The 13,250-nt window shown below is 54.5% G+C and carries 15 protein-coding genes; 9 read left to right on the forward strand and 6 right to left on the reverse strand.

The window, feature by feature from the left end:
• Positions 1–80 precede the first annotated feature (80 nt).
• Positions 81–1,112 carry an NADP-dependent oxidoreductase gene (locus GOW92_RS10165; RefSeq protein ID WP_170560430.1) on the reverse strand — a complete coding sequence of 344 codons (1,032 nt, stop codon included), beginning with the start codon at positions 1,110–1,112 and terminating at the stop codon, positions 81–83.
• 363 nt (positions 1,113–1,475) lie between these two features.
• Between GOW92_RS10165 and GOW92_RS10170 the strand changes: the two genes are divergently transcribed.
• The 3 genes from GOW92_RS10170 to cysK all read left to right on the forward strand — a co-directional run bounded on the left by GOW92_RS10170 (position 1,476) and on the right by cysK (position 4,255).
• The gene (locus tag GOW92_RS10170) at positions 1,476–2,042 is read left to right on the forward strand and encodes a hemerythrin domain-containing protein (RefSeq protein ID WP_170560432.1); all 567 of its coding nucleotides are present in this window, start codon (positions 1,476–1,478) and stop codon (positions 2,040–2,042) included.
• Between the two features lie 8 nt (positions 2,043–2,050).
• Entirely contained in the window at positions 2,051–3,112 is a 1,062-nt protein-coding gene (locus GOW92_RS10175) for a glutathione S-transferase C-terminal domain-containing protein (RefSeq protein WP_170560434.1), read from the forward strand.
• A gap of 66 nt (positions 3,113–3,178) precedes the next feature.
• A complete protein-coding gene (gene cysK / locus GOW92_RS10180) occupies positions 3,179–4,255 on the forward strand; it encodes a cysteine synthase A (protein ID WP_170560436.1) in 1,077 nt (358 codons plus the stop codon).
• 27 nt (positions 4,256–4,282) lie between these two features.
• Here cysK and GOW92_RS10185 read toward each other — a convergent pair whose 3' ends face one another.
• Positions 4,283–4,435: a hypothetical protein gene (locus GOW92_RS10185; protein WP_170560438.1), complete on the reverse strand. Its 153-nt coding sequence runs from the start codon at positions 4,433–4,435 to the stop codon at positions 4,283–4,285.
• A gap of 123 nt (positions 4,436–4,558) precedes the next feature.
• Here GOW92_RS10185 and GOW92_RS10190 point away from each other — a divergent pair, with 123 nt between their 5' ends.
• The 5 genes from GOW92_RS10190 (at position 4,559) to GOW92_RS10210 (ending at position 10,963) form a co-directional block, all read left to right on the forward strand.
• The gene (locus tag GOW92_RS10190) at positions 4,559–5,998 is read left to right on the forward strand and encodes an alanine/glycine:cation symporter family protein (RefSeq protein ID WP_170560440.1); all 1,440 of its coding nucleotides are present in this window, start codon (positions 4,559–4,561) and stop codon (positions 5,996–5,998) included.
• The gene (locus tag GOW92_RS10195) at positions 5,976–6,935 is read left to right on the forward strand and encodes a glutaminase (protein WP_170560442.1); all 960 of its coding nucleotides are present in this window, start codon (positions 5,976–5,978) and stop codon (positions 6,933–6,935) included. Before GOW92_RS10190 ends, GOW92_RS10195 begins: the two co-directional genes overlap by 23 nt.
• Positions 6,936–7,213: 278 nt before the next feature.
• A complete protein-coding gene (locus tag GOW92_RS10200; RefSeq protein ID WP_368040272.1) occupies positions 7,214–8,854 on the forward strand; it encodes a sulfatase-like hydrolase/transferase in 1,641 nt (546 codons plus the stop codon).
• A 64-nt stretch (positions 8,855–8,918) separates the two neighbouring features.
• Positions 8,919–10,163, forward strand: a complete 1,245-nt coding sequence (locus GOW92_RS10205) for a DUF3179 domain-containing (seleno)protein (protein WP_170560446.1) — start codon at positions 8,919–8,921, stop codon at positions 10,161–10,163.
• Positions 10,164–10,210: 47 nt separating this feature from the next.
• The gene (locus GOW92_RS10210; RefSeq protein ID WP_170560448.1) at positions 10,211–10,963 is read left to right on the forward strand and encodes an outer membrane protein; all 753 of its coding nucleotides are present in this window, start codon (positions 10,211–10,213) and stop codon (positions 10,961–10,963) included.
• A 39-nt stretch (positions 10,964–11,002) separates the two neighbouring features.
• Here GOW92_RS10210 and GOW92_RS10215 read toward each other — a convergent pair whose 3' ends face one another.
• Positions 11,003–11,314, reverse strand: coding sequence for an MbnP family protein (locus GOW92_RS10215; RefSeq protein ID WP_170560450.1), 312 nt, complete (start codon positions 11,312–11,314; stop codon positions 11,003–11,005).
• A 28-nt stretch (positions 11,315–11,342) separates the two neighbouring features.
• Here GOW92_RS10215 and GOW92_RS10220 point away from each other — a divergent pair, with 28 nt between their 5' ends.
• Entirely contained in the window at positions 11,343–11,705 is a 363-nt protein-coding gene (locus GOW92_RS10220; protein WP_170560452.1) for a hypothetical protein, read from the forward strand.
• Positions 11,706–11,730: 25 nt separating this feature from the next.
• On the opposite strand, the gene comE is transcribed toward GOW92_RS10220, so the two are convergent.
• The 3 genes from comE to GOW92_RS10235 are packed head-to-tail and all read right to left on the reverse strand — an operon-like array spanning position 11,731 to position 13,250.
• Complete coding sequence (gene comE / locus GOW92_RS10225; protein ID WP_170560454.1) at positions 11,731–12,288, reverse strand: sulfopyruvate decarboxylase subunit beta; 558 nt, start codon at positions 12,286–12,288, stop codon at positions 11,731–11,733.
• Complete coding sequence (locus tag GOW92_RS10230) at positions 12,285–12,791, reverse strand: sulfopyruvate decarboxylase subunit alpha (RefSeq protein ID WP_170560456.1); 507 nt, start codon at positions 12,789–12,791, stop codon at positions 12,285–12,287. Before GOW92_RS10230 ends, comE begins: the two co-directional genes overlap by 4 nt.
• Before the next feature lie 48 nt (positions 12,792–12,839).
• Positions 12,840–13,250, reverse strand: a complete 411-nt coding sequence (locus GOW92_RS10235; protein WP_170560458.1) for a universal stress protein — start codon at positions 13,248–13,250, stop codon at positions 12,840–12,842.

Consider the following 13,250-nt stretch of genomic DNA (forward strand, 5'->3'; position numbering starts at 1 on the left):
TGACCCGGCTCAAATTACCCCAAAAGGCTCAAGGCCTTTGGACCAATCCTGACCGGATCAACACCGCCTTCCGCTCTGGGTCAATCGACCTTTACAACCATTTTGCCAAAATTGTCCCCGGCCAGCAATTGGTTGAATGCATCCGGAGCATTTTCAAGGCCTTCAACCACATGCTCTTTATACGATATTGAGCCGTCCTTCAGCCATCCTGTCATGTCCCGAACAAACTCGGCATACACCTCAGGGCCGAAATTGTCGAAAATGATGAAGCCCTGCATTTTGACCTTCATCCGCAACAAGGTACCCATGATCACCGGGCCCATATCCGGTCCATCCGGCAAGCCCGGCAGATTGTACCAGGCAACGACGCCACAGACGGGAACGCGCGCAAACGGATTCAAAAGCGGTAAGACCGCATACAAGACTTTGCCGCCGACATTCTCGAAATAGACATCAATGCCATCAGGGCAAGCGTCGTGCAATTGCGTTGCCAGATCAGTCGCGCGGTGGTCTATACATGCGTCGAACCCAAGGTTCTTTACCACGTGTTCGCATTTTTCCGGGCCACCCGCGATACCGACTACACGACACCCTTTCAGCTTGGCGATCTGACCCACGGTTGCCCCAACCGGGCCAGCTGCGGCCGCCACGACAACGGTTTCGCCCGGCTTTGGCTCGCCGATCTTCAGCAACCCCGCATACGCCGTGTAGCCGGGCATCCCCAGAATACCCAATGCCCAGGACGGATTATCCGGCGTCTTGCCCAGATTTACGACTTGCTCACCATTTGAGGTTGCATAGTCCTGCCAACCGCTCATGTTCAGGACGTAGTCGCCGGCTTCGTACCCTTCGAGGTTTGACGTCACAACCTGCCCCACAACCTGGGCTGTCATAACGCCGCCGATCGCAACGGGCTCAGCATAGGATTTTGCGTCATTCATCCGACCCCGCATGTAGGGGTCCAGCGACAGGTACACCGTGCGCACCAGCATCTCTCCGTCGCCCGGCGTCGGAATATCTGTGGTTTCAAGCCGCAGCGTGTTTTTGTCCGGTTGTCCATTTGGACGTTCAGCAAGAACTATGCGACGGTTGATGTCGGATGCTTGGGGCATTGAAACCTCCTGGAAATTGAGTGCAGCGCGGCGCAACCAAGCAAGATTGTCAAAAACTGTCCAGTCAAAAATCCTCGCCCACTGGGGCAATCATCGATTGCAGGGGGTCCGTTCGCACGCAAAAAATTGGATGGCACGATTCAGATTCCAGATGTGTTAACTGGCACGGACACCTAAAACTCTAACCCTCTATGGTTTTCTCCATTGGCGGGCATTTAGATTGTGCGATCGGTCGCCGGTCGCTAGCCAATACCCGGCGCGTCATAAAGCAACTGATGTGCGGTAACAGACACCAACTGTGCACCCCTGAGCCTAACGTTATGCGCCTTCCGCCCACACATGTTTGCGGAAAGGAGTAAGCTCATGCTTGATACATACAACATCCGAACCGCCGACATGCCGGGCGAGATGCAGATCTTGCTCGACCAATATCCTCGCGACAACTGGGAAGCGCATCCCGGCTTCTCGGAGAAAACCCGTCATTGGCTTGCAGCTCACCAGATGTTTCGACGCCTCGCCCGACTAGTGCGAACCGATGCAGAGGAGTATCTTGAAAAGGGTCTGTCCCCCGAAGAGTATTCGGCGCGACTGTCCTATTATGGAAACGCGCTTGTCGCAAACCTGCACGGCCATCACGGTTGGGAAGATCACAGCTACTTCCCTGAACTTTCTGAGGCGGATTCTCGTTTTGACGCCGGTTTGGAGGTTTTGGAGAAGGACCATGCCGATCTCGATCTGGTCCTTGACCAATACATAAGGACGGCCAATCGTGTGATCAAACTCATTCAGCTGGATGAGGCTCAGGCCCGATCCGAGGTCGGAACCCTGCACGATACGTCACAGGCCATCGAGGCCTTTCTGAAACGGCACCTGAGCGATGAGGAAGACCTTGCCGTCCCAATCATCCTTCACCACCGGCTAAGAGGTTAAGGCCAAGCATGACCGATCAATCCAAACAGGAAGATCAGGCGAATGCCGCAGAACGCCGCGCACAAGGAGAGTTCGTGCGCGGCGTCAGCGGTTTTCGGCATGCGATCGGCGACCCGGAGTTTCCGGCCGAGCCTGGGCGATATCACCTGTTTGTCGCCCTCAATTGCCCGTGGTGCCATCGGGTGACGCTTGCCCGCAACGTATTGGGACTGCGGGATAGCATTTCGATGGATGTGGCCTTTCCCAATCGCACCACAGAAGACGACCCAGAGGGTCCGAACAACTGGCAGTTCGCCCCCGAGCTTGTTGCTTCGGCAACGGGGGCGACGTTGCCTGAATGCACCTTGGAAACCGCAACGGGAAAAGGTTTCAGGTTGGTTCGCGAAATCTATCGGACTGAAGGATCAAAAGAACGTTCAGTTCCGATCCTGTATGACAAAATAGCCGACCGTATCCTCAACAATGAAAGCGCCGAGATCATTCGAATGCTGAATGGCAATGCGGCGCTGCTGGGCAGTTCCTGCAATGAAGCCAACCGGCCCAACCTATATCCGGATGATCCTGCGATCCGGGCTGAAATTGACGAACTGAACGAGCAAATCTACGTCGCAATCAACAACGGGGCATACAAGGCCGGGTTCTCGTCTGATCAAAACGTCTATGCCGCCAGTTTCGGAACTTACTTCAAGACATTGGCGCTGCTGGAAGATCGCTTAGCCAGCGATGGCAGACCTTTTCTAACCGGGGAGCGATTTACAGAAGCCGATCTGCGCCTTTTCCCGACACTCTACCGCCACGACCCAGTTTACTACGTGCGAATGAAGCTGAACGGCGCCAAGATCCTTGACTACCCGCATCTCTGGCGCTGGCTTTGTCGTGTCTATGACCTGCCCGGGGTGGCAAACAGCAGTTCACTGGATCACTGCCGACAAGGGTACTTCGGCCGAAGCTGGAATGGTGTTATTCCCGCAGGCCCGTTTGTTCCCATGGCATATCCCGAAGCTTATAGGCATCCTGAACTGACGGTCCAGCGTGTGACTCCGTCGCTCATTCCCAAGCCAAATGTTTAAAGCGCCGAAGTCGCGAAAATATTATAAACTGGCTCAGATGTTACCAACCAAAAGAGGGGTATCGTTATGGGAATTCGACAAACTGAAGGACGCAATCGGCTTTATGATAGTGTTCTCGAAACCGTAGGTGACACACCCTGTATCCGGATCAACAGGATCGCCCCATCACATGTCACGGTCTATGTGAAATTCGAGGCTTTCAATCCCGCGGGTTCGGTCAAGGATCGTCTCGCGCTGAACATTATCGAGGCGGCGGAACGCGACGGGCGACTGAAACCCGGTCAAACCGTTGTCGAGGCCACTTCTGGTAACACCGGGATCGGCCTTGCGATGGTATGCGCGGCCAAAGGCTATCCGCTTGTCGTGACAATGGCCGACAGCTTCTCGGTCGAGCGTCGTAAGCTGATGCGCTTTCTCGGGGCAAAGGTCGTGCTGACCCCACGGGCGCAAAAAGGCTTTGGCATGTATGTCAAAGCCAAGGAACTGGCCGAACAGAATGGATGGTTTCTGGCGAGCCAATTCGAGACGTCGGCCAATGCCGACATACACGAGAACACCACCGCGCGCGAGATCATGGCAGACTTCGATGGTGAACGGCTGGACTATTGGGTCACCGGTTATGGAACTGGCGGAACAATATCGGGTGTCGCACGGGTTCTGCGAAAAGAGCGCCCCAGCACGAAAATCATCCTGACAGAACCTGCCAACGCCGCGATTGTGTCGTCCGGCTATGTCAACTCCCGCAATGAGGGTCATCAGCCGACTGAAAGTCATCCGAATTTTGAACCACACCCAATCCAGGGCTGGACCCCAGATTTTATCCCATGGGTTTTACAAGAGGCGATCGATCAGGATTACTACGATGAATTGATCCCTGTCCCTGGTGCCGAGGGGATTGAATGGTCCAGACGGCTGGCATCAGAGGAAGGGATTTTCACGGGTATATCCGGAGGCTCAACGTTTGCCGTTGCCATGAAAGTCGCCGAACAAGCGCCACAGGGTTCGGTTCTGCTGGTGATGTTACCAGACACGGGTGAGCGCTATCTTTCCACACCACTGTTTGATGGGATCGAGGAAGACATGACCCAAGACGAGCGTGTGATTTCGATGTCGACCCCTTCGGCGCAGATGGCTGCCGAATAGGCAATACACACCACATCCGAGTGCGGTTTATGCAACAGCTGTCGGCGGCGAATTGCGTCCCGACAGCCTTTTCGCCGCATGTTCCTGATCTTCAGGAAAACAATCCAACATGTGGCCAAGGTCGCGCCACAACCGGTCATCCGCCCGAATTCTCATCGCTAAATCAATCATATATGTCACGCCGTTTCTCCAATTTTCAGGCTTGAAGCTTGACTCAACATCCCTCCCTTCGTGCATGATGAGGATATAAGCATCGTATTTTAGCTGCTTTTTCGAACGGTCTGAGTTCTCGGGAGGCGGACGATGGAAGCAATTGTTAACGGCATTAACTCTATTCTTTGGAACTACGTCCTGATCTACGGGCTGCTTGGTGTCGGCGTATTTTTCACCATTCGTCTGGGTGCGCTGCAGTTTCTGCATTTCGGCGAAATGATCCGCGTTCTGACCTCGTCCAAATCCACTGACAAACGCGGAATTACACCTTTTCAGGCGCTAACCGTAAGTCTTGCATCGCGTGTTGGTACCGGGAACCTAGCCGGTGTCGCGGTGGCTTTGACCTTGGGCGGCCCCGGCGCAATCTTCTGGATGTGGATTGTGGCCCTCGTCGGAATGGCTACGGCCTATTCCGAAAGCACACTGGCGCAGCTTTACAAGGTTACGTCCTCAAACGGTCGGTTCCGTGGCGGTCCGGCTTTTTACATGGCCAACGCTCTGAATGCGCCTTGGGCTGGTGTGATCTTTTCGATCTGCCTTATCGTCAGTTTCGGCCTGGTCTTTGTCGCCGTCCAATCCAACTCGATCGCCGAGGCGTTCGAAGGTGCATTTGGGTTGAACAAATTGATTGCCGGTCTGGCACTGGCTGCGGCGGCTGCTGTGGTGATCTTCGGCGGTATCAGAACCATCGCGCGATTTGCCGAAATCGTCGTGCCTCTCATGGCGGGGCTGTACCTGTTGCTGGCCTGTATCGTCGTCATAATGAACCTGCCGCAGGTGCCTGCAATGCTGTGGTCCATCGTTGCTGGAGCTTTTGGTCTTCAGGAAGCAGCAGGTGGTGTCACAGGTGGTGTGATGGCTGCAGCACTCAACGGCATCAAACGCGGGTTGTTTTCAAACGAGGCGGGCATGGGCTCGGCTCCAAACATCGCAGCTGTTGCCACACCGGAACCACACCACCCTTCGAGCCAAGGTTTTGTGCAGGCGTTTGGCTGTTTCGTGGATACGATACTGGTCGCCACGGCGACCGCCTTGTTGATCCTGCTCTCTGGTGCCATCGAACCTGACGGCACCACTGGAATGCGGCTAACTCAAGATGCGGCAGCAATCCATCTGGGTGAAATTGGCCGCCATTTCATCGCGATTGCAATCGTGTTTTTTGGGTTCACCTCAATACTGGGCAACTACTCGTACGCGGAAAACGCAATGACGTTTCTGAAGCTGGAAGGCAAAGTGCCCATCTATACCTTACGTCTGGGCTGTCTTGCCATGGTTGTCTGGGGCGCCGTTCAAGCGGTCAGCACCGTGTTCAATTTTGCGGACGCGGCCATGGGCATAATGGCAACCATCAATCTCGTCGCCATAGTGCTGCTATCGGGCACCGTATACAAACTGACCGTGGACTATTTCGCACAGCGCAAGCAGAACCTTGAACCTCGGTTTGTGGCAAGCAAATTCCCTGAATTTGACAAAGGCGTAGATCACTCGGTCTGGACGGAGGAGGCGCATGCCGAACCCCAGCGTAATTGAAACCGGAGAGCTTCAGGTCATTCTGGATGACATCGCAGACCGCGTCGCAGGTATGTCTGACCGCGGGAAGGTTGCCCAGTACATTCCCGAGCTTGCCACGGTTGACCTGAACCAATTCGGCATCGCCGTCGCGCCCATTAACGGCGTGCCTGTATCGGCCGGAAACGCGGACACGCTGTTTTCGATACAAAGCATCTCAAAGGTCTTTTCGCTGACAGAAGCCCTTCAACGTGTAGGCGCGACCCTTTGGCAGCGCGTAGGCCGAGAGCCTTCAGGCGATCCGTTCAATTCCATCGTCCAGCTTGAACATGAGCGTGGGATTCCGAGAAACCCGTTCATCAACCCCGGCGCCATTGTCGTGGCCGACGTTCTGCTTGAAGATCGAAGCGCAGATGAGGCGGTGAACGACGTACTGAATCTGTGCCGAACGCTTGCCGAGGATGAGTCGATCCAAGTGGATAAGGCCGTTGCAGAATCAGAGATGCGGACAGGGTCCAGAAATCGGGCACTTGCACATTTCATGGAAGCCGAGGGCAACCTCAAATCGCCGGTCGAAGAGGTTCTGTCGCTGTATTTCCGCCAATGCAGCATTGCCATGTCGTGTCGTCAGTTGGCGGTGGCTGGCCGCTATTTGGCCGCTGCGGGTCAGAACCCGGCCGATGGGTCAACCGTGTTGTCCGCACAACGCGCACGCCGAGTGACTGCTCTGATGATGATGTGCGGTTCTTACGACGCTTCAGGCGAGTTTGCATTCCGCGTTGGGCTGCCCGCCAAAAGCGGTGTCGGAGGTGGTATTCTGTGTATTGTTCCGGGTATCGCCGCTGTCACAGCCTGGAGCCCGGGGCTGGATGCAAAGGGTAACTCGCATCTGGCCAGCATTGCATTTCAGGAACTGGTTCGTGCGACAGGATGGTCAGTATTCGGGCCGAATGTCTGACAACCGAAACACTCAGCTCAAATACGCCACCGGGCTCTTTCATTCCGCATGCTTTTTCAAAACCTAAAGGAGTAGGTCCGAAAGAGGTAGAAACGTGCTGTGAACGTCGGGCTCGATAAAGACGCATGCAAAAAGTTAATTGGCAGTCACTACCCGGATTTCGGCGCGTAGCTTTTCATCGTCAAATATACTAATGTTTCAATATTATAGTCGAACCGCGCTGTACGGTAGACATACCAGGGGGGACAGAAATGAATTTGCATTGTTTTATTGTGGTAGTGACTAGCCTCGTTGTCTCGTCGGCTGTTGCGCAGGAAAGTCCCATTCAACACGATGCAGAGTTTTACATCCTTCAAGCACAGCATGGCCCGCAATGGGCCAAGGATGATGCGGCCGTCGACGACGCCCTCGCGTCATTCCGGGAAACGAACAACGGCAAACCACCGAACATTGTCAGCGTATTGATCGATGATATGGGCTTTGGAGATATGGGAATCCCCGAGTTGAACGCAGTGCGGGGTTACGAAACGCCTAACATCAACGATTTTTCGGATCAGGCCATGAGAATGGTTCGGATGTATACCGAACCTTCGTGCACTCCGACCCGCGTAGCCCAAATGACCGGCAGGTTGCCGGTGCGTATGGGCATGGGCGACACGACCGTGGATATCGCCGGCTTTGGCTTGCCGGGGGATGAGGTAACCTTAGCCGAAGTACTGAAGCAAGCCGGCTACGCCACCAGCCATGTGGGTAAGTGGCACATGGGGGATATCTCGGAAAGCTGGGCCATGAATCAGGGGTTCGACTATGCTCAGCACGCCATCCATCAGCAGGGGCAACTGACTATTTTCAATGACGACGCGATCAAAGAGCAGGTCTCGGTAGCGATCCGGGACTTTGATGACAAGTATACACTCGATGGGTGGTTCCGTCCTGATGCCGCTGCGATGATGACCGTGATTGAGGGCGAAACCGATGGACCAGTCCGCGAAATTCGGATGGAGCCAGGCGAACGCTGGAACGCAGAAAAATATGACGAGATGAACCAGGCGTTTCAGGACAAGACCCTAGAAGAACTGGAACGTCTCGCAGGAGGGGACGCCCCATTCTTCCTGCAATACTGGCCGATGATCCCGCTGGACAACACACGCGCCGGACGGTCCGGCCCGGAAAGCGTGAATGGCGGTCTCTACGTGGACAAAATGCAGTTACTGGACCAATGGCTGGGCGATCTGTTTGGCAGGCTCGATGAACTGGGAATGTCGGAAAACACCGTGGTCGTCGTCATGGGCGACAATGGTCATTTCACAAAATACGCACCACAATCCGGGTTTACTCCGCTGATCTACGCAGGTGGCAAGGGCGACACGACCGAAGGCGGCATCCGTGTCGATGCCTTTATCCGCTGGCCCGGTATGATCGAGGCGGACGGATTGCTCAACAGCATCATCCATGTGTCGGACCTCTACACTACGTTGTCCCGCTTTGCCGGAGCAGATCAGTACATTCCGCGGGATAGACTGGTAGATGGAGTGGACCAGTCTGCCGCTCTATTGTTTGCAGACGAATCCAAGGCCCGTCGCGATCACGTCATCGTCTATTCGGTGAACAAGCCCGAGGCGGTCGTGAAAGACCAGCTGAAGTTGAAACTGCCGGGACCTGGGGAAAGCGCAATTCTTGCAAAGTTCTTTGACCTCTACAGGGACACGCGCGAAGAATACTCGGTCTCGACAGAGGTTGGCGCCTGGGGCGGGCAGGAATTCGCACGCATCCTTGGCCGCCATATGGCCCGCAAAGAGAAATTCCCCGACACGGCACCCGCTTATGGCGTGCCCTATGAAGGGATCGACAATTTGCGCCCGGAAACGCAGCAGGCCGTCGAGGCCTTCATGATAAAGCGCGGCGCGGCGCAGAAATAAGCGCCCTTTGTTCGGGAGATTAACCCCCGAGGCGCTTTGAACTTCGAACTATTGGAATATCCACATGGCAGGAAACATTATTTTCGCTCTGGGTCTGGTTGTCTCGCTGGGTATCGGATTCATCTATTTCCGCGATCTTGGCGACATTTCGCAAATGGTGCTTAAGGTTAAGCGCAAGAACATGGTTCGGTTTATCCGCCACGAATACCGCCTGATCGCTGTTGGTTTGGGCGGTTTTGCTGTCGCAACACTTGCGCACTTCATTCTGGGGGGCGGCCTGTTCTGGCTGTGGTTGATCGCGGCACTACTGGTCTTGGTTCTGTATGGCTTTCCTTATGTGTGGGTCCATTTGGGGCTGAGGAACCAACTCAATGACGCAGCCTTCTTTCCAATTGCAGAGGCGCGAAAATACATCGGCCCGACAGCCCCAGTCATTGTCATTGAAAACAACGGCCACGCCCGTGCGCATCCCGATGCGCAAATCATGCGGCCCCATCTAGCCGGCAATTCAGACGGGCTGGGTGGCCAAGATATCATCATGACGTTTTGCGCAATGGCCAATCTTGGGCAAGGATATACCCCCCGCATCGATGGCAATCGGTTGGACCTCGAGGTGCTGGCCCAACATGGCAATAACCTGATCCTGCGAGACAATGAAACTGGGGAGCCGATCCAGCAGATCTATGGGTTTCGCGAGGCGGATCGCAATACCGACGCGGACGGACCCGCCTGCCCCCTGCGACCTGAGGCAAGGATGCAACCCTGGCCCACTTACCGTATGACGTTCCGCGGATTTCAAAAAGCGTTTCCCGATGGCGAAGTCTATTTGAACAAGCCTTCGTCGAACCCATTCTTGCGATTGCTGGACATGGTGACCGAGATCACATTTGGATGGGGGATAGCGCGCCAGCATCAGGAAGATGCGCCCGTCATGGACAACATGGACCGATCGGACGACCGGTTGCCGAACAAGACCTACGTCTGGGGGATTACAATCGGCAACGATGCCGCCTGTTGGACTGATGATTTCGTAGTCGAAAACGATTGGATTATAAACGCAAATGTCGGTGGCCGCGACGTAGTTGTTAGTCTGGACCCAAAGTACGAAAGCCTGGGCGTTTGGTACAATGACAGAAGTCAACCCATCACACGTTGCGATTTCTGGGGGATGTCCGACCAGGGAAAGTTGCAGCGCGTCGAGACCTTGCGAGCAGGTGTTTTCTGGCATGTCTGGTCCGAGTTCTTTCCGGAAACGGATATCAACCGCGTCGGGCCTCGTGCGCAACAGTCCGGCGAAGCCGCTGAATAAATGAGCAAGCAATTCAGATTGCCGAATTGGAACAAACGGAGGATCAAATGGACTTTAAGAGGGTAATAACAATCAGCGCAATGGCCGTGGCATCGTGGATGCCAATGACGACGGCCACTGTGGCACAGCAGTCCGATTGGTCTTATGAGGCGACAATATACCTGTTCATGCCTGAAACTGAGGTTACGCAAGAAACAGCTCGGGGCACTGTCGATGGAACGCTCAGTTTCTCTGACGCGCTAGAAAATCTCGATCTGGCCTTCATGGGCGTCTTTGGTGCATCGAACGGGCGATGGTCACTTTTGGCCGATTACAACTATGTGGACGTCTCTTTCAGCAATGACACACCCGGTCCGGCTAGTTCCGGTCTTGAAACCTCTCTCACAACGCAATTTTTCAGCGGCTATGTAGGGTACCGCGCCTATACTACAGATACTTCCTATGTGGACTTGGTCGGCGGCTTCCGTTGGTTTCGCACACAGACCGATTTCACCGTTCTTCCGGGAACGACGCCCGGCCTGTCCGTCAATGTTGATGAAAGCTGGACAGACCCTGTCATCGGGGTCAGAGCCCGCGTCGCATTCAACGACAGGTGGTCCGGCACAGGCTTTTTTGACTACGGCGGCTTCAGCAGCGACAGCGAAACGTGGCAGGTCTTACTAACTGCGGATTATGAAATCAACGACAGATGGGTGATCCGCGGCGGTTATCGCTATATCTCCTTCGATCACGAAATTGACGGTAACGATTTCACGTTTGAACAGTCCGGCCCGCTGATCGGCGCGACCTATCGGTTCTGAGAGGCTTTTGGGGCCTTTCACGTTCTGGCTGATCCGAATTTACGGATATATCGGGGCCAGCATGGTCGCGTAATTGTCGGCCAGCATGGCAGCGTCTTCGCGGTTAAATTTGACCGATAAGAGCCTTTGCATGTCAATTTGCGAAGACCCGTCAAATAGCTTTGCAACATCGACACTGACGTGCAGATCCACATCGCCCTCGGCACCGATATCCGGCGGCAAATGGATATCGACCTCACGCGCGTTTTCCGAAAATCCCACGTGATAGACCAGCGGAGAAACCTCCTCGCCGATGCGCAGGCCCCCTTCCATCACAACGAATTTGTAGCCGACCTCCCTGTTCCAGGCCATTTTGGCTGTAGTAGAGGTGATGCAAAGGATGCTGAATATAGGGTTGCTCGACTTCGCTGAGGATCTCGCCAAACTGGTCAGATTCCGGATCCAGCTCGACAGTCGCGATACTGTAACTTGTATCCAGCGTTGGCAAACTGCGCAGCAAAACCATGCCCTGACTTTCCTCGCGGATCTGGGACTGCGCCGATGTTATGCCAACCATCAACAGGCCAGCGCCAATAAGTGCGCGTTGCGAAAACACTTTGAATTTCATAATTCCTCCCTTGCGATGAAACTCCTTAAAATGTGTTTGAAAGGCACTTTATGTAGCGCCACATCACATTCAGGAACCCGCATTAAACGGAGTGCGACCGGCCACGAAAAACGCCGCCCCGAAGGGACGGCGTAAGCGAAACGTGCGTTGACAGTTTGAGTTAGGACGCCTGAACAGCCTTCATAAAGCGGTCGCGGATCACTACCGGGTCCATCGTGATAACTGGCATTTTGGCATTACCGCTTTCGCACTTGCTGACAATAATGGTCATTTTGCCGCTGTCTAGCGCTGCCTGTAACGCGGCGCCAGTTTCCTCGGCCTGACACTCGACCACATTATCGCAGCCGCAAGCTTGCGCCACAGCAGCCAGCGATGTCTTCTTGCCCGCGTAAGTCGGCTGATCCCCAGTCGATCCATAAGATCCGTTGTCGACAATCAGCAAGATGTAGTTGTCGGCCACGTTGTTGGCAATGGTCGGCAGGGTACCGAGATTAGTCAGGATAGACCCGTCGCCATCGATCACGATGACCGGCTTTGGCTGCGACAAGGCCAGACCCAGGCCAATGCTTGAAGCCAGCCCCATAGTGCCCAGCATGTAGAAATTGGTGGGTTGATCATCGATGGCGTGCAGCTCTTGACTGGGGATGCCGATATTGCAGACAACTAGTTGATCTCGCAGGATCGGAGCGATTTCTTTAAGAATCTCAGAACGGATCATTGGTCGCCATAGCCTCCCCAGAAATTGGCGTCGGTCAGGATCGCAACCGGCTTGTTGCACATAAAGGTGTATTTCAGGATCGCATCCAGTTCCTCGACATCCGATTGATGATGGAAGTGGTAGGTCGGAATATTCATCTGTGCCAAAAGCGCCTTGGTATGGACCGCCATTTCAACCTGGCAGGCGACGGGTTCGCGCAGCTCTCCGCGGTATGAGATCAGCATGGGCAAAGGCATCCGGTAATACTGGATCAACGTCGCTAACGTGTTGATGGTTACGCCAATGGCCGTGTTCTGCATGATAATCGCAGGACGCTTACCGCCCATCCAGGCACCAGCGCACAGGCCCATACCTTCATCTTCTTTGTTCGAAGGGATGTGAAAAACACCCTCACGTGCGTCGATTTCGTCAATGACGCCGGCCAGTTGTTTGCACGGGACCGTAGTGACAAACGAAATGTCGTTGGCCACCAGATCATCGGTGATCTTTTTGTCTATGTTCATGTCCTAATAGTTCGTCCTGTTTAGGGCGCATTTGGCGCGATTTACGGGTTAAAGCCTGCGGTGCACATGCACGGCGCAAGGCGCATGACGGACGACGCGCGATGCGGTCGATCCCAGAAAATAGTCGCTGACGCCTGGTTGGTGCGAACCGATGACGATGCAGTCAAATTTGTTTTGGGTCGCAAAATCGATCACCGTTCGGGCGGTGTGACCTTTGACAATCTCAGCCTGAACACCTTCAAGCCCCGATACTTTTTCCCGCAACAAGTTACGTGCCGCGCGAAAACCTTCTGCAACGACATCCTTGTCGAGATAGGCACTAACTGAACCCTGAGGCATCTCGTAGACATGCAGGGCTACAATCTCGGCCCCTTCTGCCGACAAGGCTTTGGCGATTTCCAGGGTGTGCGGCGAAATCCCATGATCCAACGCCATTGGTACGAGAATTTTTTTGTACAT

The organism is Ruegeria atlantica (assembly GCF_013032505.1).
Lineage (GTDB): Bacteria > Pseudomonadota > Alphaproteobacteria > Rhodobacterales > Rhodobacteraceae > Ruegeria > Ruegeria atlantica_F.

What these genes read in the sequence shown, in the direction of transcription:
- GOW92_RS10165 (WP_170560430.1), bottom strand. Translation starts at nt 1,112, where the DNA reads ATGCCCCAAGCATCCGACATCAACCGTCGCATAGTTCTTGCTGAACGT.
- GOW92_RS10170 (WP_170560432.1), top strand. Translation starts at nt 1,476, where the DNA reads ATGCTTGATACATACAACATCCGAACCGCCGACATGCCGGGCGAGATG.
- GOW92_RS10175 (WP_170560434.1), top strand. Translation starts at nt 2,051, where the DNA reads ATGACCGATCAATCCAAACAGGAAGATCAGGCGAATGCCGCAGAACGC.
- cysK (WP_170560436.1), top strand. Translation starts at nt 3,179, where the DNA reads ATGGGAATTCGACAAACTGAAGGACGCAATCGGCTTTATGATAGTGTT.
- GOW92_RS10190 (WP_170560440.1), top strand. Translation starts at nt 4,559, where the DNA reads ATGGAAGCAATTGTTAACGGCATTAACTCTATTCTTTGGAACTACGTC.
- GOW92_RS10195 (WP_170560442.1), top strand. Translation starts at nt 5,976, where the DNA reads ATGCCGAACCCCAGCGTAATTGAAACCGGAGAGCTTCAGGTCATTCTG.
- GOW92_RS10205 (WP_170560446.1), top strand. Translation starts at nt 8,919, where the DNA reads ATGGCAGGAAACATTATTTTCGCTCTGGGTCTGGTTGTCTCGCTGGGT.
- GOW92_RS10210 (WP_170560448.1), top strand. Translation starts at nt 10,211, where the DNA reads ATGGACTTTAAGAGGGTAATAACAATCAGCGCAATGGCCGTGGCATCG.
- GOW92_RS10215 (WP_170560450.1), bottom strand. Translation starts at nt 11,314, where the DNA reads ATGGCCTGGAACAGGGAGGTCGGCTACAAATTCGTTGTGATGGAAGGG.
- GOW92_RS10220 (WP_170560452.1), top strand. Translation starts at nt 11,343, where the DNA reads ATGCTGAATATAGGGTTGCTCGACTTCGCTGAGGATCTCGCCAAACTG.
- comE (WP_170560454.1), bottom strand. Translation starts at nt 12,288, where the DNA reads ATGATCCGTTCTGAGATTCTTAAAGAAATCGCTCCGATCCTGCGAGAT.
- GOW92_RS10230 (WP_170560456.1), bottom strand. Translation starts at nt 12,791, where the DNA reads ATGAACATAGACAAAAAGATCACCGATGATCTGGTGGCCAACGACATT.
- GOW92_RS10235 (WP_170560458.1), bottom strand. Translation starts at nt 13,250, where the DNA reads ATGTACAAAAAAATTCTCGTACCAATGGCGTTGGATCATGGGATTTCG.